The following is a 26,371-nucleotide window of genomic DNA, read 5'->3' as shown; positions in this document are numbered from 1 at the left end:
GCAATCGGATTTCATCAGGGCCAGCGGTCGTAAACCCGCACCAACAGGCCGGACATATGACTGAAGCCGACCAAGTCGTTCGATATTTCAAAAAGTGCTTGCCAATAGGGGCCGTCCACATATGACGGGGAGAGAGCGGAACAAACGTGACAAAGGAAACGCCATGATCGAATTCTTCTTCGACTGTTCCAGCCCCTGGACCTATCTCGCCTTCCACAACATCCAACCGCTGGCGAAGGAACTAGGCGCCGAAATCACCTGGAGGCCGATTCTGGTCGGTGGCATCTTCAACACGGTCAACCCGAGCGTCTACGCCCAGCGCGAGAAGCCGGTGCCGTTGAAAGCGCGCTACATGAAGAAGGATCTCGATGACTGGGCGCGCTCCGCGGGCCTCGCGATCAGGATGCCGCCGACGGTGTTTCCCGTGAACAGCGTCAAGGCGATGCGCGGCTGCATCTGGCTCGGCAAAGACATGGTGCCGTTCGCGACCGCCGTGTTCGAGGCTTATTGGGGCGAGGACAAGGATATCTCGCAGGATGCGGTGCTGGCCGAGATCTGCAAGAAGGTGGGTATCGACGAGCAGAAATTCTTCGCCGGCATTTCCCAGCAGGCGATCAAGGACCAGCTCAAGGCGAATACCGAGGAGGTGGTGGCGCGCGGCGGCTTCGGCTCGCCGACGATCTTCGTCGGTAAGACCGACATGTACTTCGGCAACGACCGTCTGCCGCTGATCCGCGAGGCGCTGCTGCGCAGCAAGGCGAGCGCGGCCTGATGGTACGCGCCGTCGTGTGCCGCGCGCTCGGTGCGCCCGAGACGCTGCGGCTCGAGGAGTTTCCGTCGCGCGCCCTGGAACCGGGCGAGGTGCGGGTCGCGATCCGCGCCGCCGGGCTGAACTTTCCGGACGTGCTGATGGCGGCCGGCGAGTATCAGCTCAAGCCGGAGCTGCCGTTCACACCGGGCATGGAAGCCGCCGGAGATGTCTCCGAGGTGGGCGCAGAGGCGAGCGGTGTTGCCGTCGGCGACAAGGTCATCGTCAAGATGCGCCACGGCGCTTTCACCGATGAAGCGGTGGTGACGCCCTCGCAGCTCACCCCCATGCCGTCCACGTTCGATTATGCGGAGGGGGCGACCTATCTCGCCGGTCACGGCACGGCCTATCACGCGCTGATCGACCGCGGCCGGGTCGCGCCGGGCGAGGTGCTGCTGGTGCATGGTGCGGGCGGGGGCGTCGGCCTTGCCGCGGTCGAGATCGGCAAGATGCTGGGCGCGACAGTAATCGCGACAGCCTCCAGCGACGAGAAGCTCGCGATTGCGAAATCGCGTGGCGCCGATCATCTCATCCGCTATGACCGCGAGCCGTTTCGCGAGGCCGTCAAGCGTGTCACCGACGGCCGCGGCGCGGACGTCGTGTTCGATCCGGTCGGCGGGGAGGTGTTCGAGGATTCGATGCGCTGCATCGCCTGGGGCGCGCGGCTGCTCGTCATCGGTTTCACCGGCGGCATCGGCTCGGCCAAGACCAATCTGTTGCTTATCAAGGGCGCCAGCGTGCTGGGCGTGCGCGCCGGCGAAGCGGTGCGAAGGAATCCCGCGCTCGGCGAGGCGCGATTGAAAGCGCTGCTGCGATGGGCGGAGGAGGGCAAGCTGCGCCCCAACGTCTCGCATCGCCTGCCGTTGGCGGATTACGCCAAGGCGATGCGGCTGTTGCTCGAGCGCAAGGCGATCGGGCGGGTTGCGCTGGTGATGGAGTGATATTCCTCTCTGTCATTCCGGGGCGCCCAAAGGGCGAACCCGGAATCCGAGCTTCTCAGGTGCGCAGTTGCGCACCATAGTTCTCGCTTCGCGAGCCCTGGAATGACCGTAAGTTACTTGTACTCCCGCTCCGTCCACCACGGGAAGTAATCCGGCATGTCGGTCGAGACCTTGTTCTTGAACTGGGCCGGACGCTTCTCCAGGAACGACACCACACCTTCCTTGACGTCGTCGGAACGGCCGCGGGCGTAGATGCCGCGGCTGTCGACCTTGTGGGCCTCCATCGGATCGTCGGCGCCCATCATGCGCCACATCATCTGGCGGATCAGCGCCACCGAGACCGGCGCGGTCTTTGCGGCGAATTCCTTGGCGAGCGCGCGGGCGGTCGGCAGCAGATCATCAGGGGCGACGACCTTGCTGACGAGACGCCCCGCAAGCGCCTCCTGCGCCGGGAAGACGCGACCGGAATAGCACCATTCCAGCGCCTGCGAGATGCCGACGATGCGCGGCAGGAACCAGCTCGAGGCGGCCTCGGGCACGATGCCGCGCTGGGAGAACACGAAGCCGAACCGTGCGGCTTCGGAGGCGATGCGGATGTCCATCGCGAGCTGCATGGTGACGCCGATGCCGACGGCCGGGCCGTTCACGGCGGCGATGACGGGCTTGAGGCACTTGAAGATCCGCAGGGTCACCTGACCGCCGCCGTCACGCACCTGCGGATCGCTGTAGTCGACCTTGCCGTCGGCAAGCCGCTTGACCGGGCCACGCCGCGCGTCGCGATCGAACGTGTCGGCGCCGGAGGAGAGGTCTGCGCCCGCGCAAAAACCACGGCCGGCGCCGGTGACGATAATGGCGCGGACGTCGTCGTCCTTGTCGGCGGCGTCGAACGCGTCGATCAGCTCGGCCTGCATCTGCGCGTTGAAGGCGTTGAGCTTGTCGGGCCGGTTCAGCGTGATCGTAAGAATTTGCTCGGCGACCTCGTACTTGATCGTCTCATACGCCATCGTGGTTTCCTTCCTTTGATTGTTTGATGATCTCTCTAGCACGTCATTCCAGGGCGCGGGGAGCGCGAGCCCGGAATCCATTCATCCACCAATTGTGCAGACGAATGGATTCCGGGCTTGCGCCAAGAGGGCGCAACCCGGAATGACGTAAGGAGTTTAGCTCGCCGGCGGACCAGGCCAGGGTCGCTGCGGGCCGCGCAGGCCCTCGAACGCCTTGCCCATGCCGAGCACGCCGATGTCGTCGAAACGGCGGCCGACGATCTGCACGCCGATGGGGAATCCGCTGGCGTCGAAGCCGCCGTTGATCGAGATAGCGGGATTCTCCGACATATTCCACGGCACGGTGTAGGCGATGTGCTCGAACGGCTTCATCGGATCGTTCGTCGGCGAGGCCCACTCCGCCGGGTAGTTGACGTTCGGCGCGGTCGGCGAGATCACATAGTCGAGTTCGCAGAACAGCTTTCCTGCGGCAGCGCGGATCGCCATGGTCTGGTTGAAGCCGCGGATGACGTCAACGCCGGAGAGCCTGGCGCCGGACTCGCCCCACTTGAAGATATAGGGCAGCACCTTTGCCTGCTCGGCCGGCGTGAGTTTCGATAGATCGTCCCACATCCGCGCGCGCCAGAAATTGTCGAGGCCGTCGAGCATTTCACGTGTGAGGATTCCATCGACTTCGGTCACGACCGCGCCCGCGGATTCGAACGCCTTTGCCGCCTTGACCGCGACCTCGCGCACTGATTTCTCCGGCGGCAGGCCGCAGCCGGGATCGAGCATCAGGCCGATGCGCAGTTTTCGCGGCGACTTCTCCACACCCTTCCAGTTGAGCGGCTCGGCCGGCAGGCTCATGCCGTCGCGCCGGTCGGGTTTTGCGATCACGCTCATCATCAGCGCACAGTCGTCGACCGTGCGGGTCATGGGACCGGCGACGCGGCCGACATAGGTGGGATCGATCGGCACGCGGCCGAAGCTTGGCTTCAGGCCCACGAGCCCGCACCAGCCTGCGGGCAGGCGAACCGAGCCGCCGATATCGGTGCCGAGATGCAAGGGACCATAGCCGGCCGCGGCCGCCGCGCCGGCACCTGCGCTCGATCCGCCGGGATTCTTGGAGAGGTCCCAGGGATTGCGCGCCAGCGCGTGGAAGCTGGAAAGACCGGAGGACAGCATGCCGTAATCGGGCATGGTGGTCTTGGCGAAGATGATCGCGCCGGCCTCGCGCAACCGCGCCGCGGGCGGCGCATCCTTTTCGGCCGGCACGAGCTTGACGCTGGCAGCCCCTAGCGGCACCGGCACGCCCTTGGTCGCGATGTTGTCCTTCACCGTAACGGGTACGCCGTCGAGCGCGCCGGACGGCTCCCCCCCGGTCCAGCGCGCGGTCGAGGCCTTTGCGGCCTCGCGCGCGCCATCGGGATCGAACGCATAGAGCGCCTTGAGATGCGGTTCCCACGCAGCGACGTGCGCGAGCACGTCCTCCAGCACCTCGCTCGGCGAGAACTGCTTGGCGCGATAGCCTGCGATCAGATCGATCGCGGACAGATCGTGCAGCGAGGTGACCGACTCCTCGATGCTCTTTTTATGCATGGCCGCCGACCGGCATGCGGGTCTCGACGATGCGGGCAAACATGCTGGCACCGATCGGCAGGATCTTGTCGTCGAGCACGAAGCCGGGATTGTGGACGGGCACCGAGCCGTCATGGCCGACCCAGAAATACGCGCCGGGGACGGTCTGCAGCATGTCGGCGAAATCCTCGCTGCCCATCTTCGGCTGGGTGCGGGTGATCACGTTGGCCGGATCGACCACGGTGCGCGCGACCTCTTCGACCACCTTGGACTGCTCGACCTGGTTGACCAGCACGCCGAACGTGTCGCGGATGTCGACGTCGATCACGCACTGATAGGCGTTCGCAATGCCGGCGCAGATGGTGCGGATGCGCTCGCTGATCAGGGCACGGACTTCATCGGAGAAGGTGCGGATGGTGCCGCAAAGATGCGCGTCGCCGGGAATGACGTTGTAGGCGGAACCGGCGTGAATCTGCGTGATCGAGATGACCGCGGCCTGCAGCGGATCGACGTTGCGGCTGACGATGGTCTGAATCGCCTGCGCCAGCGTGGTCGCGATGATCACCGCGTCCTTGGAGCGCTCGGGCATCGCGCCATGCGCGCCGTAGCCGGTGATGCGAAGGTCGAAGAAGTCGGCGCCGGCCATCGCCGGGCCGGGCAGGATCGCGATCTCGCCATGGTTGAGATCGGGCGCGTTGTGCAGGCCGTAAAGCTCGTCGCAGGGGAATTTCTCGAACAGGCCGTCCTTGATCATGGCGCGGGCGCCGCCGAGGCCTTCTTCGGCCGGCTGGAAGATCAGGTGCACGGTGCCGTCGAAATTCCGGGTCTCGGCGAGATAGCGTGCGGTGCCGAGCAGCATGGTGGTGTGGCCGTCATGACCGCAGCCGTGGAAGCGGCCCGGGATTTTCGAGCTCCATTTCAGATTGGTGTTCTCTTCCATCGGCAGCGCGTCCATGTCGGCGCGCAGGCCGATGCGCTTGCCGCTCGAACCCTTGCCCTTGATGACGCCGATCACGCCGGTGCCGCCGAGACCCCGGTGCACCTCGATGCCCCAGCTCTTCAGCTTGTCGGCGACGATGCCGGAGGTCCGCACTTCCTCGAAGCCGATCTCGGGATGGGCGTGGAGGTCGCGCCTGATAGCGGTGAGTTCGTCGGCGTAGCCGTCGATGCGTTCGATCGTGGGCATGTGTCCTGTCCGGTTAGCGTGAAGAGGGATCGAAAACGGGGCCGTTCGGCTTGATGCGGATGCCGGGCCGCAAGCGTCTCCAGGGCAGGGCGGCGGTGTCGGCTGGCATCGCGCCGGGCGCGGCGCAGATCATCAACCTCTCCGCGATCGGCTCGAAATCGGCACGAAAGTGCACGGAGCTCTTGTTGACCAGGATCTTTTCTCGCGTCGGCTCGATGCCGACATAGCGGTACATCGCCTGGTCGGCGAGCTGCGCCTTGTGCGACGAAACGACGACGCGGACATCGCCGATGCGCAAGGCGGCGGATGGGCCCATCTCCATCTCGCGGCCGCCGTAATAGGGACCGGGCGCGATGAAGCGGCCGTCCGAGAGCTGCTCGACCACGAAGGTCTCGCGATAGGGCTCATCGCCGGGAATGCCGGACTTGCCGCCGAGCGACAGCGTCACCGTCGCGCCGACGCCGGCCGCATGCGCGGCTCTGGCAGATTCCGGATCGTAGATCACGCCCGTCGCGGCGCTCGCCTTGTTGCGCACCAATGCGCGCAGCATGCCGGTGGTGTCGGAATCGCCGCCTGCGCCGGGATTGTCCTGGGTGTCCGCGATGATGATCGGCTTGCTCGCATTCCTCGAAAGTTCCATGGCATGGCGCACGCCGTCGTCAGGCGACCAGATCTTGCCGTCGAAATCGTCCTCGTGGCTCTCGATCAGCTTGACGATCGCGTCGGCTGCGCGGTCGGCGTCCGCTTGCGTCCTGCCATAGGCGAATACGCTCGGACCACAATCGCGGAAATCCGCGGCCGGGAAGCCGGGCGCGAAAGAGAGTGTCGCAACCGCATCGCCCTCCAGCGCGGCGAGCTTCTCGTAGATGCCCTTGGTAGGCTGATCATTGGTGCATTGCCAGCTGATCGGGATCAGGAACGGCAATTGCCGGAACGCCTTTGCGAAGCGCTGTCTGGTATTCAGAAGGAGCGCCAGATGACTTGCGCAGGCGCGGCCGGTCTCGGCCATGTCGACATGGGGATAGGTGCGGTAGGCGATCAGCGCGTCGGCATGCGCAATCATCTCGGGCGTGACGTTGGCGTGCAGGTCGAGGCTCGCCACCAGCGGAATGTCATTGCCGATGACGCGGCGGACGCGCGCCAGGATTTCGCCTTCGCCATCGTCGAGATGCTCAGTCACCATTGCGCCGTGCAGGTCGAGATAGACCGCATCGATCGGCCCGGCGGACGCGATGCCGTCGACCATCACCTTCACGATGCGTTCGAAGGCATCCTTGGTCACATGGGCCGAGGGGCTCGCTCCGCACGCAATCGTCGGAATGAGTTCCCAGCCGTTCGGTTCGGCGCTGTCGACGAAGCCGGCGAGGCCGACATTGATGCGCCGCATCACCTTCAGCACGTCGGCACCTTGCGTCAGCGCCGGCCAGCCGCCGCCATGCTGGAAGTCCGCAAATGTTGCCTTGGTCGGAGCGAAGGTGTTGGTTTCATGCAGAAAGCCGCCGACGGCGATGCGTGTCATTCAGTTCAAGTCCCAATGAAAGTTGCGCGACGTTAGCCCCGGCGTTGCGGCAAGAGCAAGCTGGGAAGCAATCGTGCCATGCATAGGGTCAAGACGTTTTGGAATGCTGCCGCACTGTCATTCCGGGGCGAGCCCGTTGGGCACAAACTATGGTGCGCAATTGCGCACCTGAGAATCCATTTTGCTGCAGAATCCGCCGTCCGATGGGTTCCGGGTTCATCGCTTCGCGATGCCCCGGAACGACGGAGGAGCGATTTTACGCGCTCGCCGCCACGCCCTCCGACACCGGCCGGAAGTTCGCAAAGTCCCAGCCTCGCCCTGGCGCCGCATCCAGCAGCGCCTTCGTGTACGCCTCCTTCGGATGCGTCAGCACTTCGGCTGCCGGTCCTTGTTCGACGACGCGGCCATGCTGCATCACCACCACTTCGTCGCAGATCTGCGCGGCGACACGCAAATCGTGGGTGATGAACAGGATGGCGATGCCGAGCCGCTTCTGGATCTCGTCGAGCAGCTCCAGCACCTGCGCCTGCACGGAGACGTCGAGCGCGGAGACCGCTTCGTCCGCGACCAGCACGTCCGGGTCGAGCGCGAGCGCGCGGGCTATGGCGATACGCTGGCGCTGGCCGCCGGAGAACTGGTGCGGATAGCGCGAGACGGTATCTGCGGGCAGGCCGACGAGCTCGAGCAACTCGCGCGCCCGCTTCATCGCATCGGCATGAGAGACGCCGTAATTGACCGGGCCTTCCGCGATGCTCTCGCCGACGGTGACGCGCGGATTGAGCGAGCGGTAGGGATCCTGGAACACGATCTGGATCTTCTTGCGGTGCGGCTGGAGCAGGCGGCGCGAGATGTCGGCGATCTCGCGGCCGGCGAGGCGCACGCCGCCGGAGGTCGGATCGATCAGGCGGACGATGCAGCGTGCCACCGTCGACTTGCCCGAGCCGCTCTCGCCGACGATGCCGAGCGTGCGGCCCTTGCGCAGCGTCAGCGTGACCTTGTCGGCTGCGACGACCTCGCGGCCTTTGCCGAAGAAGGCGCGCTCCTTGTAGACCTTGCTGAGCTCGTTGGCCTCCAGCACCACCGGCTCGCGGCTGTCCTCGCGCGGCGCCCGCGGCACCAGGCTGGGCACGGCGGCCAGGAGGTTGCGGGTGTACTCCATGGTCGGATTGCGCAGCACGGCATCGAGCGGCCCGGTCTCGACCAGGCGGCCCTGCCGCATCACGGCGACGCGGTCGGCGATCTCGGCGACCACACCCATGTCATGGGTGATGAACAGCACGGCGGTGCCGTGATCGCGCTGAAGGTCGCGGATCAGGGTCAGGATCTGCTTCTGCGTGGTGACGTCGAGCGCGGTGGTCGGCTCGTCGGCAATGAGGAGCTTGGGTTCCAGCACCAGCGCCATCGCGATCATGATGCGCTGGCGCTGGCCGCCGGAGAGACGGTGGGGATAGGAGGCGAAGATGCGCTCGACCTGGGGCAGGCGCACCTGCTCCATCATGTCGAGGATGCGCTTCTTCCGGGCCTTCGCGTCGAGATCGGTGTGCGCGCGCAGGACCTCGTCGATCTGGCGGCCGACGGGCACCACCGGATTGAGCGCGGTCATCGGCTCCTGGAAGATCATCGCCATCTTCGTCGCACGAAGCTGGCGCAGGCGACGGTCGGTTGCGGTGAGCAGCTCTTCGCCAACCAGCTTGATGCTGCCGGAGGTCGGAACCAGCGTGCCCTTCGGCAGCAGGCCCATCGTGGTGAGGGAGGTCACCGACTTGCCCGAGCCGCTTTCGCCGACGAGGCACAGCGTTTCGCGCTCGCGGACCTGGAGCGAGATGCCGTCGATGATGTTCCCGCCCTTCGGCTTCTTACCGACGGACACGACGAGATTGTTGATGTCGAGGATGGTGTTGGTCACGTCAATTCTCTCCGCCGTCATTCCGGGGCGCGCGTAGCGCGAACCCGGAACCCATCGGGCCGCAGCATCGGGGTGAAATGGATTCCGGGCTCGCGACTTCGTCGCGCCCCGGAATGACGAAACCGAGGATCCTCACTTCCCCTCCCGCTGCTTCATGCGCGGATCGAGAGCGTCGCGGGCGGCGTCGCCGATCAGGTTGATGCTGAGGATGGCGATCGAGAGCAGCAGGCCGGGCCAGAAGATCAGCGACGGCTTGATCTGGAAGTACTGGCGGCCCTCGGCCATGATGTTGCCCCAGGTCGGCGTCTCCGGCGAGATGCCGGCGCCGAGGAAGGAGAGGATGGCCTCGGTGAGGATGGCGCTCGCGCAGACATAGGTGCCCTGGACGATCAGCGGGGCGATCGTGTTCGGCATCAGATGGCGCCACATGATCTTCGGCAGGCTCGAGCCGACCGAGATCGCGGCCTCGACGTAAGGCTCCTCGCGTGCCGACAGCACGACCGAGCGCACCAGGCGCGCCACGCGCGGGATCTCGGGAATCGTGATCGCGATCAGCACGGTCCAGAGGCTGGCGCCGGACAGCGACACCACGGCGATCGCGAGCAGGATGCTCGGCATCGCCATCAGGCCGTCCATGACGCGCATCAGGACCGAATCGATCAGCTTGAAAAAGCCGGAGACGAGACCGATCGCGAGCCCGATGGCGATCGACAGGATCGCCGAGCCGATGCCGATCAGAAGCGAGATGCGGCCGCCATAGATCACGCGCGACAGCACGTCGCGGCCGTAGGCGTCGGTGCCGAGCAGGAATTGTGCGGAGGAGGGCTTGAGCCGCTGCGACGGCGCGAGCTGGATCGGATCGTGCGGCGCGATCAGCGGCGCGAGCATCGAGACCACCACGATCAACGTGAGCAGGACCGTCGCCGTGGCGATGATGGGCGTCGAGGTGAGGAATCCGAATCGCGGCCGCAGCGGCGATGTGATCGGAATGGACGACTGGGGAAGGGTATCGACCGACATTTATCTTATCCTTGCCTCAGTACCGGATCCGGGGGTCGAGCAGTGTGTAGGCGACGTCGATGAGGAGATTGACGACGACATAGATCAGCGACGTCAGGAGGATCATCGCCTGGATCACCGGATAGTCGCGCGCCAGCACCGCATCCACGGTGAGGCGGCCGATACCGGGGATGTTGAACACGCTCTCGGTGACGACGACCCCGGAGATCAACAGCGCAAAGCCGGTGCCGATCACGGTGATCACCGGTACCGCGGCGTTGCGCAGTGCATGGCGCATCATCACCGCAACCTCGTTGATGCCTTTGGCGCGCGCGGTGCGGACATAATCCTCGCCGAGCACGTCGAGCATCGCCGCACGCGTCATGCGCGCGATCAGCGCGACGTAGATGAAGGACAGTGCGCAGGTCGGCAGGATGATGCGCTCGAAGAACGGCCCGAACCCGTTAAAAATGCTTCGGAAGCCCTGTACCGGCACCCAGCGCAGCTCGATGGCGAAGATCTGGATCAGCAGATAGCCGATCACGAACACCGGCACCGAGAAGCCGAGTACGGACAGACCCATCACGAAGCGATCGATCCAGGTGCCGTGCTTCCACGCCGCGATCACCCCCAGGGGAACGGCGACGATCACGGCGAGGATGATGGTCGACAGCGCGATGGAGATGGACGGCTCGACGCGCTGGCCGATCATCTTCATCACCGGCAGGTTGGAGATCAGCGAGGTCCCGAGGTCACCGTGCAGCAGCTTGTTCACCCAGGTGATGAACTGCACGATCAGGGGCTCGTTGAGGCCGAGCGAGGTGCGGATGCGCTCGAGCCGTTCCGGCGTCGCGTTGTCGCCGGCGAGAATCGCGGCGGGATCGCCGGGCGTCAGCCGCAGAAGCAGGAACACGAACAGCGCCACGACGCCCATCACGGGCACCGCGGCCAGAACGCGGCGAACAAGATAACCCAGCATACACTTATCTCCGGCTACGAAACGTGTGGAACCTCGAGGCTCCCATGAACTCTGTCGTGTCTATCATGCCTGTCACTTGAGCTGGAAAGGCCGCCCGGAGACGCCATGCTCTTAGGGCAAATTGTGTGCCAAGGGCTTCGCCGTAGCAAGAGGCCGGCATGTCTCCGATATCGACCACTCAGGATGCATGTCGCAGTTCACGCTCAACCCCAAGTGAAGGTACCGTCGGTGGAGCGTTGAGGCCGCGCCAGCCGTCGATGGTCTGGGCAATCATCTGCGCCGTCGCCGCCGACAGAGTCCAGCCGAGATGGCCGTGGCCGGTGTTGAAGAACACGCCCGGTATCCGCCCTGCGCGCACGACCGGCATCATGTTCGGCATCATCGGGCGCAGCCCGGCCCACGGCACGACGCGCGACGTTTCGACGGCGGGGAAGTTGTTGCGCACCCAGTCGATCAGGGGCTGCACGCGGTCGGCGCGGATGTCGCGGTTGAAGTCGTTGAATTCGGCGGTGCCGGCGACCCGAAAACGATCGGCGCCGAGCCGGCTGGTGACGATCTTGGCGGCCTCGTCGAGGAGGCTCACCGTCGGGGTGGCGTTACTGCTATCGGCGGTATCGAGCTGCACGGTGATCGAGTAGCCCTTCACCGGGTACACGTTGACGCGCTCGTCGAGCAGGGCGGCGAAGTGACGGCTCGCAACGCCCGCGCAGACCACGACGCCGTCCGCGTTCAGTGCGCCGCGCGCGGTCGCGACAGTATCGCTCGCGGCCAGATCGGCCCAGCCGATGACGAAGCCGCTGCCGGCACGTGCGATCGAATCGATATTGACCTCGTGGATGAAGTTCGCGCCACGCCGCTTGCAGGCTTCCGCCAGCCCGCGGGTGAACTTGTGGATATCGCCGGTCGCATCGGACGGCGTGAAGAAGCCGCCGTAATAGTCGTTGCGCAGTGTCGGCTCGATCGCGCGGATTTCCTCTGACGTCACCGGGCGGCGGTCGAGGCCGCCTTCCTGCAACAGCGCGTTGACGCGCAGACCGGATTCGAACCCGGCCTTGTCACGATAGATGTGGAGGATGCCGCGGCGTTCGAGATCGAAGTCGATCCCTTCGCGCGCCGCGATGTCGAACAGATGCCTGCGCGCTTCGATCGCGAGCCGCGTGGTCTCGATGGTGTTGGCGCGGTAGTTGCCGATGTTGGCGACGAACTCGCTCATCCACGAATATTTGTGCCAGTTCGGCCGCGGGTTCATCAGCAGCGGCGCGTCGCGCCGAAACATCCAGCGCAGACCCTTCAGGATCGTCGCCGTGCTGTTCCACACTTCGGCGTTCGAGGCGGAGAGCTGTCCGCCATTGGCGAAGGAGGTCTCCATCGCGGCGTAGCGGTGCTTGTCGAGCACCGTCACCTTGTAGCCGCGTTCGAGCAGGGCATAGGCGGTCGTGACGCCGGTGATGCCGGCGCCGATGATGGCGATATGGGTCATGATGAGGTTCGGGGCTCCCGTGTTTAGAGTCGGCTAACCGCCGGCCGAAGGCCGTTGGCGGCGCCCCATCTGTCACGGTTACCTGAGAGCTTGATCCGCTGCGGGTCTCGCAACGGACTATCCCCTTCGGTGGACGTCACGATTGCCTGAAATCGCGCCGCCTCTCTCCAGATCGTCCTGACGAAACGGTCCTTTTGCCTGAGAGTTTCCGGGGCGGTTGCTCCGTCGGCGCCGCAACGAACGCTGAAAGCCTTCGTCGCGATCTCTCCCGCATCGTCGCTTGGACGGCGGAGCAGTACGATACGCCTCATTTTTAGACAAGGCTAAATTTCGACCGCGACTGCCAACGCATTGTGCAGTGCGAAGTTGATTCAATTGCGTGTTGTTTCGGGCTGTCGTCCCGGGGCGATGCGAAGCATCGAACCCGGGACCTCGAGATTCCGGGTTCGATGCTATCGCATCGCCCCGGAATGACGAGCTCACTATTCCAGCGTCGCCAGCAATCCCGCCATCAAACGACCGCGCTCGACCAGGCTATCGACCTCGATGAACTCCTCCAGCGTGTGGCCGTTGCCGCCGCGCACGCCCAAGCCGTCGAGCGTCGGGATACCCATCGCACCCGTGAAATTGCCGTCGGAGCCGCCGCCGGAGCTCGCATGCGGGAGCTCGGCCCCGAGCGATTTGGCGATGCCCCGCGCCTTTTCATAGAGCGCCATGGTGCCGGCATCCGGCTCCCAAACCGGACGCGTCACGCCGCGCGTCACCTTGAAGGTGACGTCGTTGCTGGTGCCCGACAGCGCCAGCATTCTCTCGACGCCGCGGTCGAGATCGGCCTGGCGTTTGGCCATGGAGAGGGCCTCGCCCGTGGCCGTCGTGGCAACGCAATTGACCCATTGTCCGCCGTGGACGACGCCGACCGAGAAGGTACAGTCTTCCGTCGTCATCGCATCGATCGCGAGAATCTGGCGCGCCATTTCGCGGATCGCCGAACGTCCCGCCGACAGCGTCGCTCCGGCGTGGCTTGGCCGTCCGGTCGCCTCGAGATTGAAGCGTGCGATGGCGTAGCGTCCGGTGGTGACGCCGTTGTCAGCGCGGCCGGGCTCGGGCACCAGCACGTATTTATTGCGTGCGGCCTCCGCCTCGATGATGTCCCGCGTCGAAGGTGTGCCGACTTCCTCGTCCGGCGTGAACAGCACGGTGACCGGCAGCGGCGTGGTGAACGACGCGCGCGCGAGCTGCCGGATCGCTTCCAGCGAGAGGTAATTGCCGCCCTTCATGTCGTAGATGCCCGGGCCATAGCATCTGTTGCCCTCGCGCCGCCATTTCAGCTTCTCGATGGTGCCGACCGGATGAACGGTATCCATGTGTCCCGCGATCAGGATGCCCGGCTCGCCCTGCTTGGGATGGGGAAAGCGCGCGCGGATGACCCCGCCAAAGCCCTGGCGGCCAGCGATGCGCTCGATCGTCGCACCCATGATCGCCATATCCCGCGCTGCGATATCGAGCATGCGGTCCACGGCGCCGGCGTCCCAGGTCGGGCTTTCGCATTCGACCCAGCCGCGCAGGCCCTCGAGCATCGCCTCGGAATCAAAGGGAAGATTGGCAGGATTCATCTTAATGTCTCTCAAGCTTCGAAAGATGGAACGCGCATTGCATTGGCGCGGGGCAGGACGAGCGGAGGGTGTTGTAGAGCCAAACCGATCTTTGTGGAGCCCGTGCGCACGCCGCGAGGGCTTGCAACGAAACCGGATTGACGCGCTCGACACTGTCTGCAAGTCTCGAAAAGATAAAGGCATTGCATGAGGTTAGTTCGCCCAACGAACGAACCATATGCTCAACCAATAACCTGCCTTTGAACAGTTTCACGTCAGGAGAAGTTTCTATGTTCCACTTCATGCGCCGGGGGCCTCGCGCGTTCGCCTCCAAACTTGCGCTGTCGGTCGTCGCGTTGTCCACGGCGATGGCCGCGCCGGTATTTGCGGCGGGCAAGACCATCACGGCGGTGATGCATTCGGATCTGCGCATCATCGATCCGATCTTCACCACGGCCTACATCACGCGCGACCATGGCTACATGATCTACGACACCCTGGTGGCCCCGGATTCGACCTTCAAGATCCAGCCGCAGATGGCGGACTGGAAGATCTCCGACGACAAGCTCACCTACACCTTCACGCTGCGTGACGGTCTGAAGTGGCATGACGGCGCGCCGGTGACGGCGGAAGACTGCGTCGCCTCGCTGAAGCGCTGGGCCGCCGTCGACGGCATGGGCCAGAAGCTCATGGACTTCACCGCGAGCATCGAGGCGACCGACGCCAAGACGATCACGCTGAAGCTGAAGGAGCCCTACGGCCTGGTGCTCGATTCCATCGGCAAGCCGTCCTCGCGCGTCGCCTTCATGATGCCCAAGCGCCTCGCCGAGACGCCGCCGGACAAGCAGATCCCCGAGCAGATCGGCTCGGGTCCCTTCAAGTTCGTGCAGGGCGAATTCCAGCCCGGCGTGAAGGCGGTCTACGTCAAGAACACCGACTACGTGCCGCGCAAGGAGCCGGCGAGTTGGACCTCCGGCGGCAAGGTGGTGAAGGTCGACCGCGTCGAGTGGATCACCATGCCGGACTCGCAGACCGCGGTGAACGCGCTGCAGTCGGGCGACATCGACTTCATGGAGAACCTGCCCTACGACATGCTGCCGGTGCTGGAAGCGAACAAGGATCTCACGCTCGAGGTCTCGAACAAGTTCGGCTTCCAGACCCTCGGCCGCATGAACTTCCTGCATCCGCCATTCGACAACGTGAAGGTGCGCCGTGCCGCCCTCCTGGCGATGAACCAGAAGGACGTGCTGGACGCGCTGGTGGGCAACCCGAAGTATCAGAAGATCTGCGGTGCCTTCTTCGTGTGCGGTACGCCGCTCGAAACTGACGTCGGTGCCGAGACCCTCATCAAGGGCAATGGCATGGCGCAAGCCAAGAAGGCGCTCGCCGAATCCGGCTACGACGGCACGCCGATCGTCATCATGGCGCCCGGCGACGTCACGACGCTCAAGGCGCAGCCGATCGTTGCGGCCCAGCTGCTGCGCGAAGCCGGCTTCAAGGTCGACCTGCAAGCGACCGATTGGCAGACGGTGGTGAGCCGCCGCGCCAGCCAGAAGCCGCCGAAGGAGGGCGGCTGGAATATGTTCTTCACCAACTGGGTCGCGGCCGACGTTGCGAACCCGATCGCCAATCTCTCGATCAGCGGCCTGGGCAAGAAGGGCTGGTTCGGCTGGGCTGAAGACGCCAAGATCGAGCAGCTCAAGGATGCCTTCGTCCGCGCGTCCTCGATCGACGAGCAGAAGAAGATCGCTGCTGAGATCCAGAAGCAGGCCTATGAGCAGGTGATCTACATCCCGCTGGGGCAGTATCTGTTGCCGAGCGGCTGGCGCAAATCGCTGACCGGCCTGCTCGACGGTCCGGCGACGCCGCTGTTCTGGAACGTCAGCAAGTCGGAGTAGGCGGCTCGCCTGCATCTGAAAAATGAAACGGCGCCGCGAGTCAGATCGCGGCGCCGTTCTCTTTTGAGAAATGGGCTCGAACTGTCCGAAGCGCGATGAGATTACGTTGAGTCGAGATCGCGCTTTAGGCTTGGTGGCGAGCAGATCTTCTCGGACCTCTGCACGCTCGTCCGGATCGTCCTAGCAGTGGCTGTCGCGCACGCGCTCCAACCCTTCGCTTGCGAACGGCACCGTGAACGCAGCCTGCTCTGCGCTCGGCTCCGAACGTTCCGGGGTTTGCCGTCCCGGCTCGTGGCTGACTTCGCTGTGTTCCGGTTCCATGACGGCATCCTCTCGATTGCTGCGGTACAACATCAACGATCGAGAGAAGTTCCTCACGCGATGGGGCGATGATGCGGCTTGAACAGCCGCCCTTTCTCCACCACCAGCACGATCGCGACTGCCGCGAGCGTCGACAGGAAGAAGCCGACCGAGAACGGCAGCAGCGTGCCGTCGAAGCTCTGTCCGATCGCCATGCCGACGACGATCCCGATCAGCGTCGTGATCGAGCCGTAGAGCGAAGAGGCGGTGCCGGCGATGTGTCCCTGCGGCTCCATCGCGAGCGCAGTGAAGTTGGCGACCATCATGCCGAACGAGAACATCATCAGAGCGGAGAGCGCCATGAACAAGGCGAGCGGCAGCACGCCGAGGCTTTCCGTCAGCAGCATCACGCCGGCCACTACCGTGTAGAGCGTCAGCGCCCCGTGCGAGATCACGCGCATGCCGAGTCGCCCGACCAGCCTCGCATTGAGGAAGCCGGCGATGGCGGTGCCGGCGGCGATCGCCGCGAAGGCGAGCGGGAAATGATGACCGAGATGATAGATGCCGGTGAAGATCTGCTGGGCGCAGAAGACGTAAGCGAACAGTGCGCCGATGACGCTGCCGGCCGCCATTGCGTAGCCAATGGTCTGTCTATTGGTCAGGGTCTGCTGGAAGGCCGAGAGTATGTCGGCGGGCGCCAGCGATCTGCGTTCGGACTCGGGAAGGGTCTCGGGCAGTCGCAACACGCACCATGCGAGCGCGAGCAGGCCATAGAGCATCAGCACCACGAAGATGCCGCGCCACGCCGTCACCAGCAGCACCGCCTGCCCGAACGAGGGCGCGATCACGGGCACCGCGATGAACACCATCATGGCCAGCGACATCACGCTCGCCATGCGGCGGCCGACATAGCAGTCGCGCACGATCGAGGTTGCGATGACGCGCGTGGCGGCGGTGCCGAGCCCCTGCAGCGCACGCGCCAGCAGCAGCGTCTCGAACGAGGGCGCTGCCACCGCAAGCACGCTCGCCACCGCGTAGACCGCCATGCCGCCGAGCAGCACCGGCCGGCGGCCGAAGCGATCCGACAGCGGGCCCATCACGAATTGGCCGACACCGAAGCCGATCAGGAAGGTCGACAGCACCAGCTGGAGATGGTTCGCGACAGGAATCTTGAAGGCCGCCCCGATATTGGGCAGCGCCGGCAGCATCATGTCCATCGCCAGCGGATTGAGCGCCATGATGGCCGCGATTACGATGACGAACTCGGGAAAACCCATGGGACGGTGTCCGGCGGACACCCAATCGTCGGCATTGACGTCGGACAAAGAAGCTCACCTCTGAAATTCAGTGGCGTTATCCATCGTCGATGCTGCATTGCACAACCCTCGTTTCGGGATGGCTGGCAGGCGGACCGGGCCGGACACATTTGCGGGAGAGCGGCCCGGAATGGGCTTCTTCAATCAGCTTGCGTTTCGGTCAGCGCGATCGCCGATCGCCAATTGTCCTGAGGCTTCGACATGGTCGGCATCGCGATGGATCTCATCGCGCGCTGAATTCCCGCCTCGACCGTCGACGCGGCAGCATCGGCGAAGAGAGGCGCGGTTGGCCGAAGTGCTCCCGGAGGCCGCGGATCTGCTGGTGCGGGCAGCCGGGGTCGAACCGGCACAGCGCTTGCGCACCGAGGGATTTTAAGTCCCTTGCGTCTACCAATTCCGCCATGCCCGCTTGATCCAACGAGATCAAACACTTAAGTCCATCTCCGGCCGTCTGGAATCGGCGTGTTGCGGACCGGGAGGGACGGTTCTTCCTTAAGCGAGCCGGGCGCCCAAGGCAAAGCCTCAATCCGGACATCTGTTGTTGCTTTAGGCATTCTCAATCCACGGGGGCTATTCATCCGGCATGACTGCTTCGTTTTCCTCATCGCTGCGCGGCTTTGGCGCAATCCTCGCGCTGCTTGCCGCCGGCGCCGTGCTGTCCGGCTGCGCCGGCATGAGCGAGACGATTGCACCGGCCTTTGCCGATCCCGCCAAATACGAATTGTACGACTGCAAGCAGCTCGAGGGTGAGCGCAAGCTGCTCGCCAAGCGCACTGACGATTTGAAGAGGCTGATGGATAAGGCCGAGACCGGGGCGGGTGGCGCGGTCGTGTCCGAGCTCGCCTATCGTAACGACTACATCGCGGTGCGCGGGCAGTCGCAATTGGCCGAGGACGCCTGGCGGCGCAACAGGTGCCGCGAGACGCCCGAGGCGACGACGGCTGCTGTGCCATTGTCGCCTGCGGCCCCCGCCAGGCCCGCTTCGAAGTCCGGGAAAGCGGTCCGCTGAGGCGCCGCGCCGGCGACGCCTGGCATCAAGGCCGCCAGCCGTAGATCCAGTCCTGCCGCGCCAGCATGCGTTCCGGGCCGAGCGCGCGGATCGCAAGATCTCGTGCGAGCGCGAGCGGCCCGCCGAGATGGTAGATGCGGCCCTGCTGCCGCGCGGTTTGCTGCACCCGCCGTACCCGCGCCTGCCGCGCACGGCCGTATTGCGTCAGCGCGGTGGCGATGCCCTCGGTGCTCTCGGCAGCCTCGAGGCTCAGATGCCGGGCGAGCACGGCGGCGTCCTCGATCGCCATGCCGGCGCCCTGGGCTGCGAACGGCAGCATCGCATGCACGGCGTCGCCGAGCAGGGCGACCGGACCTTTGCTCCAGGGGCAGCCATCCGGCACGCCGAACAGCGCCCATTTCCGCCAGCTGTCGACCGCGGCGAGCATCATCCGCGCCGGCGGCGGCCAGCGCGGGGCGGCAAAGGCGTCCATCACCTCCTGGCGATCGCCGGGCGTGCTCCAGCCCGGCCGGTTCCAGGTTCCGGGCAGCACAGCGACCACGTTGATCTGGCGTCCGCCCGCGATCGGATAGGCGACCAGATGGGCGTTCGGCCCCATCCAGAGTTGCACCCGGCGCGCGGTATGGTCCTTCGGAAGTTGCGTCGCGTCGAGCGTGCCGCGCCAGGCGATCAGGCCGGAGAAGCGCGGCTGCACCTCGGGAAACAGATGCTGGCGCACCGTCGACCAGATGCCGTCGGCGCCGATCAGGGCGCTGGCGAGATCGCTGCGGCGGATCGTGCCGCTGCGATGAACCACCGTCAGCCCCTTGGCGTGGGGCGCGACGTCCTCGAAGGCTGCACCCAGCTTCAGGTCGATATCGGGATGATCGGCCACGGCGCCGGCGAGTGCGGATTGCAGGTCGGCGCGGTGCACCACCCAATACGGGCCACCGGCACGCGCGGAAGCTGCTTCACCGAGCGGCATGCGCAGGAGCTCGCCGCCGGCGCGCGCGCTCATGATCGAGACCGCCTCCGGGGTCACCGCGCGCAATTCGAGACGTTCGGTCAGGCCGAGCTCGACCAGGACCCGGCTGGCATTGGGGGAGAGTTGCAGCCCGGCGCCGACTTCCTCGAGGCGCTCGGCCTTTTCCAGCACGACGATGCGGAAGCCGCGGGCCGCAAGCGCAAGCGCGGCCGTCAGGCCACCGATCCCGGCACCGGCGATGACAATCGTTCGGGAGAGCGCCACCCCTGACCGACGGACGCGGTCAGGCCACCTTGTCCTTCAGCACACATTCCGGCGGGCGGGCTTCGCCCGGCTTCAGGTCGGCCGCGAAGCGGTACAGCGTAGAGCAGTAGGGGCAGATGATCTCGTTGTCGTTGCCGAGGTCGAGGAAGACGTGCGGATGGTCGAACGGAGGATTGGCGCCCACACACATGAACTCTTTCGAGCCGATCTCGATGACGGGGACACCGGCATCGTTATGGAAGTGCGGGACGACATGGTCGGACATCGTAACTCATCCTGGAGTGGCAATGGCGGCAGATACAATCACAACTGACGCGGCATCTTTGAGGCGCCGCGGACCATAAAGGCGGGTGCAGATGATTGCTAGTCCAGCGGAACCGAAAGCTCCGCAATTGCCCCATGCTCATTTGCTCCAGCAAATTCGACACAATCTTGCGGCCTGAGAGAAGCCCTTCTTTCGTCGGGGACGTTGTGTCGCAATTTTGGCATACTATGTCTGTGGACGAGCGCATTTGCGACCAAAGACGAATCGTCAGGTCAACGATTCCAGGACCCTCCAGGTTTTCCGCATGAAATGGCTGCGAATCAGCACAGCGTTGGCCGGCGTCGCGGCGTGCAGCTTCATGCTCGCGCAGGTAGCGCCGCACGCCCGCGAGGCCGGCGCCATCCTCGCCGCCCAGGATGATCCGGCCGTGCTCTCCGAGCTGAAGCTCGACGCATTGCTGCGGCAGAACGAGCGCCTCGTTCAGGACAACATCGAGGCCGCGCTCGCCGCCGGCGATGCCGACCTCGCCGACAGTTTCGTGGCGCTCGCGCGTGACCGCAACATCGCGCTGCCGGACGATCTCCTCGGCCGCGTAAGCGATGCGGTCAAGGCCGAGAGCTCCACATCCCATTTCGCCAAACGATTTGCCGCCGGTCTCGTCACCGGCAACGCCGACGACGTCGCGAGCCTGTCGGGAACGGTGGCCGGCGATCTCTTCGTGTTCGGCGACATCAGGGACGTCGTCCGCGAGGGCAAGCACCTCGCCATGGGCGAGGACACCGACCGCCTCGTGCTGGGGCTTGCGGCCGCGGGTCTTGTGGTGACTGCGGCGACCTATGTCTCCGTCGGCGGTGCCGCGCCGGTGCGCGCCGGCCTGACGCTGGTGAAGGACGCGCGCAAGGTGGGGCGGCTCGGCGAGGGGCTTGCGGCGTGGGCCGGCCGGTCCGCGCGCGAGGTCGTCGATGCGCCGATGCTCCGGAACGCGGTGGTATCAGGCTCGGTGCTGCGTCCGGGCCAGACCGTGAGTGCGATCAAGGCCGCGTTTCGCGCCGAGAAGGCGGGAGCGCTGGTCCGGCTCGGCAAGGACGTCACGCGCGTTGCCGGAAAGACCGGCACGCGCGGGGCGATGGACACGCTCCGCATCGCCGACGGTCCCAAGGACGTCGCGCGCGCGGCGCGGCTTGCGGAAGCGCAGGGCAGCAAGACGCGTGCGGTCATGAAGCTGCTGGGCCGTGGCGCGCTGTTGCTGGTCGGCGGCGCGTTCAATCTGACGCTCTGGCTGTTCGGCGCGGCGCTGACGTTGTTCGGCCTTCTCTCCTCCATCAAGGCGACGACCGAGCGACTGACCCAGGCCTGGTGCGATCGCAGGCGGGCGCGTCGGCTTCGCCGCGCGCAGGCCGCTGCCGAGGCCGCTCTGGCGGATGCAGCCCTCAGGGCCTGAATCACGGTGAGATTGAGGAAATTCGTCGTCGCGTTTCGGGCGATTGTTTGAGCATGTTCTCCGTGCAAACGCGTTCCGCGTTCATCGCTTGGAAAAACCGCTGCACAGTCTTCCGGATCGTGTTTTAAGATCGGCTTTTCCCCTCGAGACCTCTGGAACTGATGATGCCGAGCTTCCACAACGGCGCCGTTGAAATTGCCTATCTCGACGAAGGCGAGGGCGATCCGATCGTCCTGGTGCACGGATTTGCCTCGAGCAAGAACGTGAACTGGGTCTATCCGACCTGGGTTTCGGAGCTGCGCAAGAACGGCCGGCGCGTGATTGCGCTCGACAATCGCGGCCACGGCGAAAGCGCAAAGCTCTACGAGCCCGCACAGTATTCAATTCCCGTGATGGCCGGCGACGTGGTCGCGCTGATGGATCATCTCGCCATCCCGCAGGCCGACATCATGGGTTATTCGATGGGCGGACGCATGACGGCGTGGCTCGCGCTGAACGAGCCGCAGCGCCTGCGCTCGGCGATCCTTGGCGGCATCGGCATCGGCGGCCTGATCGAGGGCACCGGCCCCGGCGAGAATGTCGCGAAGGCGCTGGAGGCGCAATCGCTCGACGACGTCACCGATCCCGTGGGCCGCACCTTTCGTGCGTTCGCGGACCAGACTCGCTCCGACCATCGCGCGCTCGCCGCCTGCCTGCGCGGCACGCGCGAACTGATGACGAGGCAGCAGGCCGCACGCATCGAGGTGCCGGTGCTGATCGCGGTCGGCACCGCCGACGATGTAGCGGGCTCTGCGAGCGCGCTCGGCGCGATCATCCCGAGGTCGGAAGTGCTTGATATTCCCAACCGCGATCACATGCGTGCGGTCGGCGACAAGGTCTACAAGACCGGCGTGCTCGACTTCCTCTCACGCCGCGGCTGAGGCCATGTTGTCTGAGGCGATGAGGTTGTTGCTCAAATTTTCTGAGAGGTTCCATCACTAGGGCGCGTCCACTCCCTTCAGGGCAGCCGGCCACTGAAGACGGCAAACGCGGATTCTCTATGGAAGGAACTGTTAAGTGTCTTTCGTTGCCGGAACGGCACACACCACGGGTTTCTCAGCAGGAACACGTACGGAGTGTTGTCCGATTATTTCTGCTCCCCTATCGTCGTGGTTGTCTTTCATCGACGACACCACAAAGGTTCAGATGTGCGAACGTTGTGGACGCAGTGGGAATAGCGTATGCGCGAATGCATCGGTGTTACGTCGATCTGCGGACAACATGACGGTACGCTTCCGAGAAGTTCGATTCGAGCTCAGCTATTTTCGGCCAGCAAGGCCCGGCGGCGATGGCTTCTCTCGCTGCTAGCGAGCGCAGCAGCGACGGGGCTGATGGCCCTGTTCACCGGATCGGCATCGGCCCAAAGCTGGACCGGTACGACAAGCAATGACTGGACGATCGGGAGCAACTGGTCCGGTGGCGCGGTCCCAATCGCGGGAAATGTCGTCAACATCAATACGACCTCGCCAAACCCGACCGTGCTCGGCGCCAGTGGCGCGGCGGTCGGAGCGACCGGAAGCATCTTCCTTGGCGGATCTTCGAGCAATCTGACGATCCAGAACGGCAGCACGCTGACGAGCAGCGGCGCGTCGATTGCGATTGGCGTCGCAGGCGGAGACAATGGTACCGTGACCGTCAGCGGCGCCGGTTCGCAATGGATTACATCCGGCGACCAGATCGAAATCGGCGCCAGTGGCAATGGCACACTCAACATCCAGAACGGCGCCAGAGTCGTCGCCCAATCAGGGGTTGCGTTCGGAACCTTCGCTGGCGGCGCGGGCACGCTCAATATCAATAGTGGCGGCACACTCGAGACGAACACTCTCGCACGCGTCGCTGTCGGAACCGGACAGGTCAATTTCGATAACGCCATCCTGCGCGCCCGGATAAATACCGCCTTCTTCATCGGTGGATTTTCGGCGGGAACACTCAACATCGCCACAGGCGGGCTGACCGTCGACACCCAGGCTTTCACCGTGAGCGCGAGCTCCGGTTTTTCCGGCGTCGGCGGATTGACCAAGACGGGCACGGGTACCTTTAATCTCCGCGCAGCCAATACCTATACCGGTGCGACGGTGATCCAGGCCGGCACGCTTGCCCTCGCCGTTAATGGCTCGGTAGCCGCGTCAAGCCGGGTCGTGGCAAACGGAACCTTCAGCGTCTCGGCCATCACGGCCGCCGGCACGAGCATTCAAAGCCTGGCGGGAACCGGCACCGTCGCGCTCGGCGCGAAGAACCTCACCATCACCAACGCGAACGATCAGTTCGCCGGCGTGATCGGCGGCACCGGCGGTCTGACAGTCACCGGCGGCACGCAGACGCTGGCGGGCGCCAATACCTACAACGGCGCGACCAATGTGAGCGGCGGCACCCTCCGCGCCGGAGCGGCGAATACCTTCAGCACCGCCTCGGCCTTCACCGTAGCCTCCGGCGGTACGCTCGACCTCGCCGGCTTCAATCAAACGCTCACCTCGCTCGCGAACGCAGGCACGGTGAGCCTCGGCGGCGCGCCCGGCACCACGCTGACCGTAAGCGGCAATTATGTCGGTAGTGGCGGAACGGTGCAGCTCAACACCCGGCTGGGCGGCGACAATTCGCCGACCGACCTGTTGCGGGTGCTGGGAAGCACGTCGGGCACGTCGTCGCTGCGCGTCACCAATGTCGGCGGCACCGGCGCGCAGACGGTCGAGGGCATCAAGGTGATCGACGTGGTCGGCGCGTCCAACGGCAGCTTTTCGCTGCTCGGCAGCTACGTCCTTAACGGCGAGCAGGCCGTGGTCGGCGGCGCTTATGCCTATACGTTGCAGAAGAACGGCATCGCCAGTCCCGGCGACGGCGACTGGTATCTGCGCTCGAGCCTGATCAATCCGCCGCCCGCGACACCTGCCGGTCCGCTCTATCAGCCGGGCGTTCCGCTGTACGAGAACTATGCGCAGGTGCTGCTCGGCATGAACGATCTGCCGACGCTGCAGCAGCGCGTCGGCAACCGCTATTGGGGCGGCAGCGAAGCGTTGGCGCGCGCCGGCGCCGCGCCGGTGCCGGGCGCGGCTTCGCCGGCGCCCACGGCGTTCTGGGGGCGCATCGAAGGCGGGCATTCTGACTTGCAGCCTTCCAACACAACGGGCTCGACCTATAAGGCCGACCACCTCAAGGTGCAGACGGGGCTCGACGGCCTCGTGCTGGAGAACGAGCGGGGCCGGCTGTTCGTCGGTCTCACCGCGCAATATGGCCTGACCACCGCCAATGTCGCCTCGTTCTTCGGCAATGGACGTATCCGCGTCGAGGGGACCGGTGTCGGCAGCACACTGACCTGGTATGGCGACAACGGCTTCTATGCCGACGGTCAGGCGCAGTCGATGTTCTACCGCAGTGATCTGTCGTCCGTGCTGGCCGGCAGCATGACCCATGGCAATGAAGGGCTCGGCTATGCCGTCAGCGCCGAAACCGGCAAGCGGATCGGCCTGGGCAATGGCTGGCTCCTGACGCCGCAGGCGCAGCTTTCCTATGCGAAGGTCGCTTTCGACAGTTTTGCCGATCGGTTCGGCACGCAGGTCGCGTTGCGCGATGGCGACAGCCTGCTGGGCCGCGCGGGACTTGCACTCAACCATCAGAGGACCTGGACCGACGGCACGGGCATCGTGCGGTCCGACGTCTACGCCATTGCCAATCTGCGTTACGAATTTCTCAGCGGGACCAACATTGACGTCGCGGGAACCGGTTTTGCCAATGCGCAAGATCGGCTATGGGGCAGCGTCGGCGGCGGCGGCACCTACAGTTGGGCCAACGGGCGCTACGCTGTGTTTGGCGAGCTTTCCTACAACGCCAGCCTCAACAACAGCTCAGACAACCGAAACTACAGGGGGACCGGGGGCTTCCGCCTCACCTGGTAGTCACGAGCCTTGCCCCAGCGGCACGCTGAATGCGAGAGCAGTAGGGTTGAAGCGGTAAGACCTTTAAACGTCGCGAGCACGGGTAGCTGACTTCCGCTCTGGGGCAAAAGCCGGCGGTAGACGCCAGCCGGATCGACGTCCGGTTTGCACCTGACTGCCGACATGACATGTCTTTGAGACCTTCGGCCTACGGGCCAGATGCAGGCGTCCAGAAGAAGAATAATCCGGTGAAGGTGGGGGGCAGACCCCAAAGCTCTCCGCCAGCCTCATTTCTGCCCGGTATCGCAAGCGATGCTGGCAGCATTCTTTATGAATTGATTGCTCCGGTTGGGGGCCGAAATGACCTTGATTGAAGCTATCGGCTATTTGGCGTCGGCTCTTGTCCTGCTCACATTCTGCATGAGCACCATGTTGAGCCTGCGTGCCGTGGCAATTTGCAGTAACTTCGCCTTCATCAGCTACGGTTTCGGCGCCGGGCTGTACCCTGTCCTTATTCTGCACGTCGTCCTGCTTCCTTTGAACATAGTATTGCTCGTTCGCATGATGACTTTGCTTCGGAAAGCGAAGCTAGCGGCGGCCACGGATCTTTCTCCATTGTGGATGCAGCCATTCATGTGGCCGAAGCATTTCAAGGCGGGGGAGACGATCTTCAAGAAGGGCCAGCACGCCGATCTGCTCTATATGGTGGTATCGGGCGAAGTCGGGCTTCCGGAGATTGAGCAGCGACTTTCGGCAGGTGATCTCTTCGGTGAGATCGGATTGTTCTCTTTAGAGAGGCGACGCACGCAGACCGCAGTCGCAGCAACCAATCTGGATTTACTTTGCATCAGCGACGAAGCATTGAAAAAGCTCTGCGAGCGCAATCCCGGCTTATCGTTGTACTTCCTGCGACTGACGGCTACTCGAATGACGCAAAATGCCTCCCGGCTAGCTCCTATCGCCGTCGCCAGTCCAACTGAGATCTTGGATCGGATCGCCCCTGATGGTCCGCATTGAACGAGCCCAACAGCTTCT

General features: G+C 64.7%; 21 protein-coding genes, 1 tRNA gene and 2 riboswitches. Of the genes, 8 read left to right on the top strand and 14 right to left on the bottom strand.

The genetic code is table 11. The annotated features are described in order from the left end of the window. Nucleotides 1–163 precede the first annotated feature (163 nt). Complete coding sequence (locus ACYCVF_RS16685; RefSeq protein ID WP_459604370.1) at nt 164–772, top strand: DsbA family protein; 609 nt, start codon at nt 164–166, stop codon at nt 770–772. Continuing rightward, nucleotides 772–1,749 (top strand): NADPH:quinone oxidoreductase family protein, encoded by a 978-nt coding sequence (locus ACYCVF_RS16680; RefSeq protein WP_459604371.1) that lies wholly within the window; start codon nt 772–774, stop codon nt 1,747–1,749. Before ACYCVF_RS16685 ends, ACYCVF_RS16680 begins: the two co-directional genes overlap by 1 nt. A gap of 113 nt (nt 1,750–1,862) precedes the next feature. Here the strand turns inward: ACYCVF_RS16680 and ACYCVF_RS16675 are convergent, their stop codons facing one another. From ACYCVF_RS16675 to ACYCVF_RS16635, 9 genes are all read right to left on the bottom strand, one after another. Then, the gene (locus ACYCVF_RS16675; protein WP_459604372.1) at nt 1,863–2,753 is read right to left on the bottom strand and encodes a crotonase/enoyl-CoA hydratase family protein; all 891 of its coding nucleotides are present in this window, start codon (nt 2,751–2,753) and stop codon (nt 1,863–1,865) included. A 156-nt stretch (nt 2,754–2,909) separates the two neighbouring features. Further along, nucleotides 2,910–4,331, bottom strand: coding sequence for an amidase (locus ACYCVF_RS16670; protein ID WP_459604373.1), 1,422 nt, complete (start codon nt 4,329–4,331; stop codon nt 2,910–2,912). Further along, entirely contained in the window at nt 4,324–5,496 is a 1,173-nt protein-coding gene (locus tag ACYCVF_RS16665) for a M20 aminoacylase family protein (RefSeq protein ID WP_459604374.1), read from the bottom strand. Before ACYCVF_RS16665 ends, ACYCVF_RS16670 begins: the two co-directional genes overlap by 8 nt. A 13-nt stretch (nt 5,497–5,509) precedes the next feature. Then, the gene (locus ACYCVF_RS16660) at nt 5,510–7,015 is read right to left on the bottom strand and encodes a M81 family metallopeptidase (RefSeq protein ID WP_459604375.1); all 1,506 of its coding nucleotides are present in this window, start codon (nt 7,013–7,015) and stop codon (nt 5,510–5,512) included. Nucleotides 7,016–7,271: 256 nt separating this feature from the next. Next, nucleotides 7,272–8,921, bottom strand: coding sequence for an ABC transporter ATP-binding protein (locus ACYCVF_RS16655; RefSeq protein WP_459604376.1), 1,650 nt, complete (start codon nt 8,919–8,921; stop codon nt 7,272–7,274). A 132-nt stretch (nt 8,922–9,053) separates the two neighbouring features. Beyond that, nucleotides 9,054–9,941 carry an ABC transporter permease gene (locus ACYCVF_RS16650; RefSeq protein WP_459604377.1) on the bottom strand — a complete coding sequence of 296 codons (888 nt, stop codon included), beginning with the start codon at nt 9,939–9,941 and terminating at the stop codon, nt 9,054–9,056. A gap of 16 nt (nt 9,942–9,957) precedes the next feature. Then, nucleotides 9,958–10,899 (bottom strand): ABC transporter permease, encoded by a 942-nt coding sequence (locus ACYCVF_RS16645; protein WP_459604378.1) that lies wholly within the window; start codon nt 10,897–10,899, stop codon nt 9,958–9,960. A gap of 178 nt (nt 10,900–11,077) precedes the next feature. Then, nucleotides 11,078–12,379, bottom strand: a complete 1,302-nt coding sequence (locus ACYCVF_RS16640; protein ID WP_459604379.1) for a D-amino acid dehydrogenase — start codon at nt 12,377–12,379, stop codon at nt 11,078–11,080. A 67-nt stretch (nt 12,380–12,446) separates the two neighbouring features. Further along, nucleotides 12,447–12,552, bottom strand: a riboswitch (glycine riboswitch). 3 nt (nt 12,553–12,555) lie between these two features. Then, a riboswitch (glycine riboswitch) is annotated at nt 12,556–12,660 on the bottom strand. 201 nt (nt 12,661–12,861) lie between these two features. Next, entirely contained in the window at nt 12,862–13,992 is a 1,131-nt protein-coding gene (locus tag ACYCVF_RS16635) for a M20/M25/M40 family metallo-hydrolase (RefSeq protein ID WP_459604380.1), read from the bottom strand. Between the two features lie 269 nt (nt 13,993–14,261). On the opposite strand from ACYCVF_RS16635, the gene ACYCVF_RS16630 reads away from it, so the two are divergent. Then, nucleotides 14,262–15,869, top strand: coding sequence for an ABC transporter substrate-binding protein (locus ACYCVF_RS16630; protein ID WP_459604381.1), 1,608 nt, complete (start codon nt 14,262–14,264; stop codon nt 15,867–15,869). 180 nt (nt 15,870–16,049) lie between these two features. Here the strand turns inward: ACYCVF_RS16630 and ACYCVF_RS16625 are convergent, their stop codons facing one another. From ACYCVF_RS16625 to ACYCVF_RS16615, 3 genes are all read right to left on the bottom strand, one after another. Beyond that, nucleotides 16,050–16,190 (bottom strand): hypothetical protein, encoded by a 141-nt coding sequence (locus tag ACYCVF_RS16625; protein ID WP_459604382.1) that lies wholly within the window; start codon nt 16,188–16,190, stop codon nt 16,050–16,052. A 53-nt stretch (nt 16,191–16,243) separates the two neighbouring features. Then, a complete protein-coding gene (locus ACYCVF_RS16620) occupies nt 16,244–17,446 on the bottom strand; it encodes a multidrug effflux MFS transporter (RefSeq protein ID WP_459604383.1) in 1,203 nt (400 codons plus the stop codon). A 359-nt stretch (nt 17,447–17,805) separates the two neighbouring features. Next, nucleotides 17,806–17,894, bottom strand: a tRNA-Leu gene (locus tag ACYCVF_RS16615). A 174-nt stretch (nt 17,895–18,068) separates the two neighbouring features. Between ACYCVF_RS16615 and ACYCVF_RS16610 the strand changes: the two genes are divergently transcribed. Beyond that, nucleotides 18,069–18,494 (top strand): twin-arginine translocation pathway signal, encoded by a 426-nt coding sequence (locus ACYCVF_RS16610; protein ID WP_459604384.1) that lies wholly within the window; start codon nt 18,069–18,071, stop codon nt 18,492–18,494. A 25-nt stretch (nt 18,495–18,519) separates the two neighbouring features. Here ACYCVF_RS16610 and ACYCVF_RS16605 read toward each other — a convergent pair whose 3' ends face one another. Both ACYCVF_RS16605 and ACYCVF_RS16600 read right to left on the bottom strand, forming a co-directional pair. Further along, complete coding sequence (locus ACYCVF_RS16605; protein WP_459604385.1) at nt 18,520–19,722, bottom strand: FAD-dependent monooxygenase; 1,203 nt, start codon at nt 19,720–19,722, stop codon at nt 18,520–18,522. A gap of 19 nt (nt 19,723–19,741) precedes the next feature. Continuing rightward, nucleotides 19,742–19,987, bottom strand: a complete 246-nt coding sequence (locus tag ACYCVF_RS16600; RefSeq protein ID WP_131871198.1) for a zinc-finger domain-containing protein — start codon at nt 19,985–19,987, stop codon at nt 19,742–19,744. A gap of 304 nt (nt 19,988–20,291) precedes the next feature. Between ACYCVF_RS16600 and ACYCVF_RS16595 the strand changes: the two genes are divergently transcribed. From ACYCVF_RS16595 to ACYCVF_RS16580, 4 genes are all read left to right on the top strand, one after another. Further along, nucleotides 20,292–21,428, top strand: coding sequence for a hypothetical protein (locus ACYCVF_RS16595; protein ID WP_459604386.1), 1,137 nt, complete (start codon nt 20,292–20,294; stop codon nt 21,426–21,428). Nucleotides 21,429–21,592: 164 nt separating this feature from the next. Beyond that, nucleotides 21,593–22,348, top strand: coding sequence for an alpha/beta fold hydrolase (locus tag ACYCVF_RS16590; protein ID WP_459604387.1), 756 nt, complete (start codon nt 21,593–21,595; stop codon nt 22,346–22,348). A 450-nt stretch (nt 22,349–22,798) separates the two neighbouring features. Next, nucleotides 22,799–25,357 (top strand): autotransporter family protein, encoded by a 2,559-nt coding sequence (locus tag ACYCVF_RS16585; RefSeq protein ID WP_459604388.1) that lies wholly within the window; start codon nt 22,799–22,801, stop codon nt 25,355–25,357. 339 nt (nt 25,358–25,696) lie between these two features. After that, nucleotides 25,697–26,353 (top strand): Crp/Fnr family transcriptional regulator, encoded by a 657-nt coding sequence (locus tag ACYCVF_RS16580; RefSeq protein WP_459604389.1) that lies wholly within the window; start codon nt 25,697–25,699, stop codon nt 26,351–26,353. The last annotated feature ends 18 nt before the right edge of the window (nt 26,354–26,371 follow it).

The organism is Bradyrhizobium cedriense (assembly GCF_054602315.1).
Note: the sequence above shows the minus strand (reverse complement) of the source record. Positions and strands in the feature narration are given on the sequence as shown.

Coding starts and splice junctions, on each gene's coding strand:
- ACYCVF_RS16595 (WP_459604386.1), top strand. CDS start 20,292: ATGAAATGGCTGCGAATCAGCACAGCGTTGGCCGGCGTCGCGGCGTGC.
- ACYCVF_RS16665 (WP_459604374.1), bottom strand. CDS start 5,496: ATGCCCACGATCGAACGCATCGACGGCTACGCCGACGAACTCACCGCT.
- ACYCVF_RS16625 (WP_459604382.1), bottom strand. CDS start 16,190: ATGGAACCGGAACACAGCGAAGTCAGCCACGAGCCGGGACGGCAAACC.
- ACYCVF_RS16650 (WP_459604377.1), bottom strand. CDS start 9,941: ATGTCGGTCGATACCCTTCCCCAGTCGTCCATTCCGATCACATCGCCG.
- ACYCVF_RS16680 (WP_459604371.1), top strand. CDS start 772: ATGGTACGCGCCGTCGTGTGCCGCGCGCTCGGTGCGCCCGAGACGCTG.
- ACYCVF_RS16585 (WP_459604388.1), top strand. CDS start 22,799: ATGGCCCTGTTCACCGGATCGGCATCGGCCCAAAGCTGGACCGGTACG.
- ACYCVF_RS16600 (WP_131871198.1), bottom strand. CDS start 19,987: ATGTCCGACCATGTCGTCCCGCACTTCCATAACGATGCCGGTGTCCCC.
- ACYCVF_RS16580 (WP_459604389.1), top strand. CDS start 25,697: ATGACCTTGATTGAAGCTATCGGCTATTTGGCGTCGGCTCTTGTCCTG.
- ACYCVF_RS16610 (WP_459604384.1), top strand. CDS start 18,069: ATGACTGCTTCGTTTTCCTCATCGCTGCGCGGCTTTGGCGCAATCCTC.
- ACYCVF_RS16620 (WP_459604383.1), bottom strand. CDS start 17,446: ATGGGTTTTCCCGAGTTCGTCATCGTAATCGCGGCCATCATGGCGCTC.
- ACYCVF_RS16630 (WP_459604381.1), top strand. CDS start 14,262: ATGTTCCACTTCATGCGCCGGGGGCCTCGCGCGTTCGCCTCCAAACTT.
- ACYCVF_RS16660 (WP_459604375.1), bottom strand. CDS start 7,015: ATGACACGCATCGCCGTCGGCGGCTTTCTGCATGAAACCAACACCTTC.
- ACYCVF_RS16685 (WP_459604370.1), top strand. CDS start 164: ATGATCGAATTCTTCTTCGACTGTTCCAGCCCCTGGACCTATCTCGCC.
- ACYCVF_RS16670 (WP_459604373.1), bottom strand. CDS start 4,331: ATGCATAAAAAGAGCATCGAGGAGTCGGTCACCTCGCTGCACGATCTG.
- ACYCVF_RS16640 (WP_459604379.1), bottom strand. CDS start 12,379: ATGACCCATATCGCCATCATCGGCGCCGGCATCACCGGCGTCACGACC.
- ACYCVF_RS16635 (WP_459604380.1), bottom strand. CDS start 13,992: ATGAATCCTGCCAATCTTCCCTTTGATTCCGAGGCGATGCTCGAGGGC.
- ACYCVF_RS16590 (WP_459604387.1), top strand. CDS start 21,593: ATGCCGAGCTTCCACAACGGCGCCGTTGAAATTGCCTATCTCGACGAA.
- ACYCVF_RS16675 (WP_459604372.1), bottom strand. CDS start 2,753: ATGGCGTATGAGACGATCAAGTACGAGGTCGCCGAGCAAATTCTTACG.
- ACYCVF_RS16645 (WP_459604378.1), bottom strand. CDS start 10,899: ATGCTGGGTTATCTTGTTCGCCGCGTTCTGGCCGCGGTGCCCGTGATG.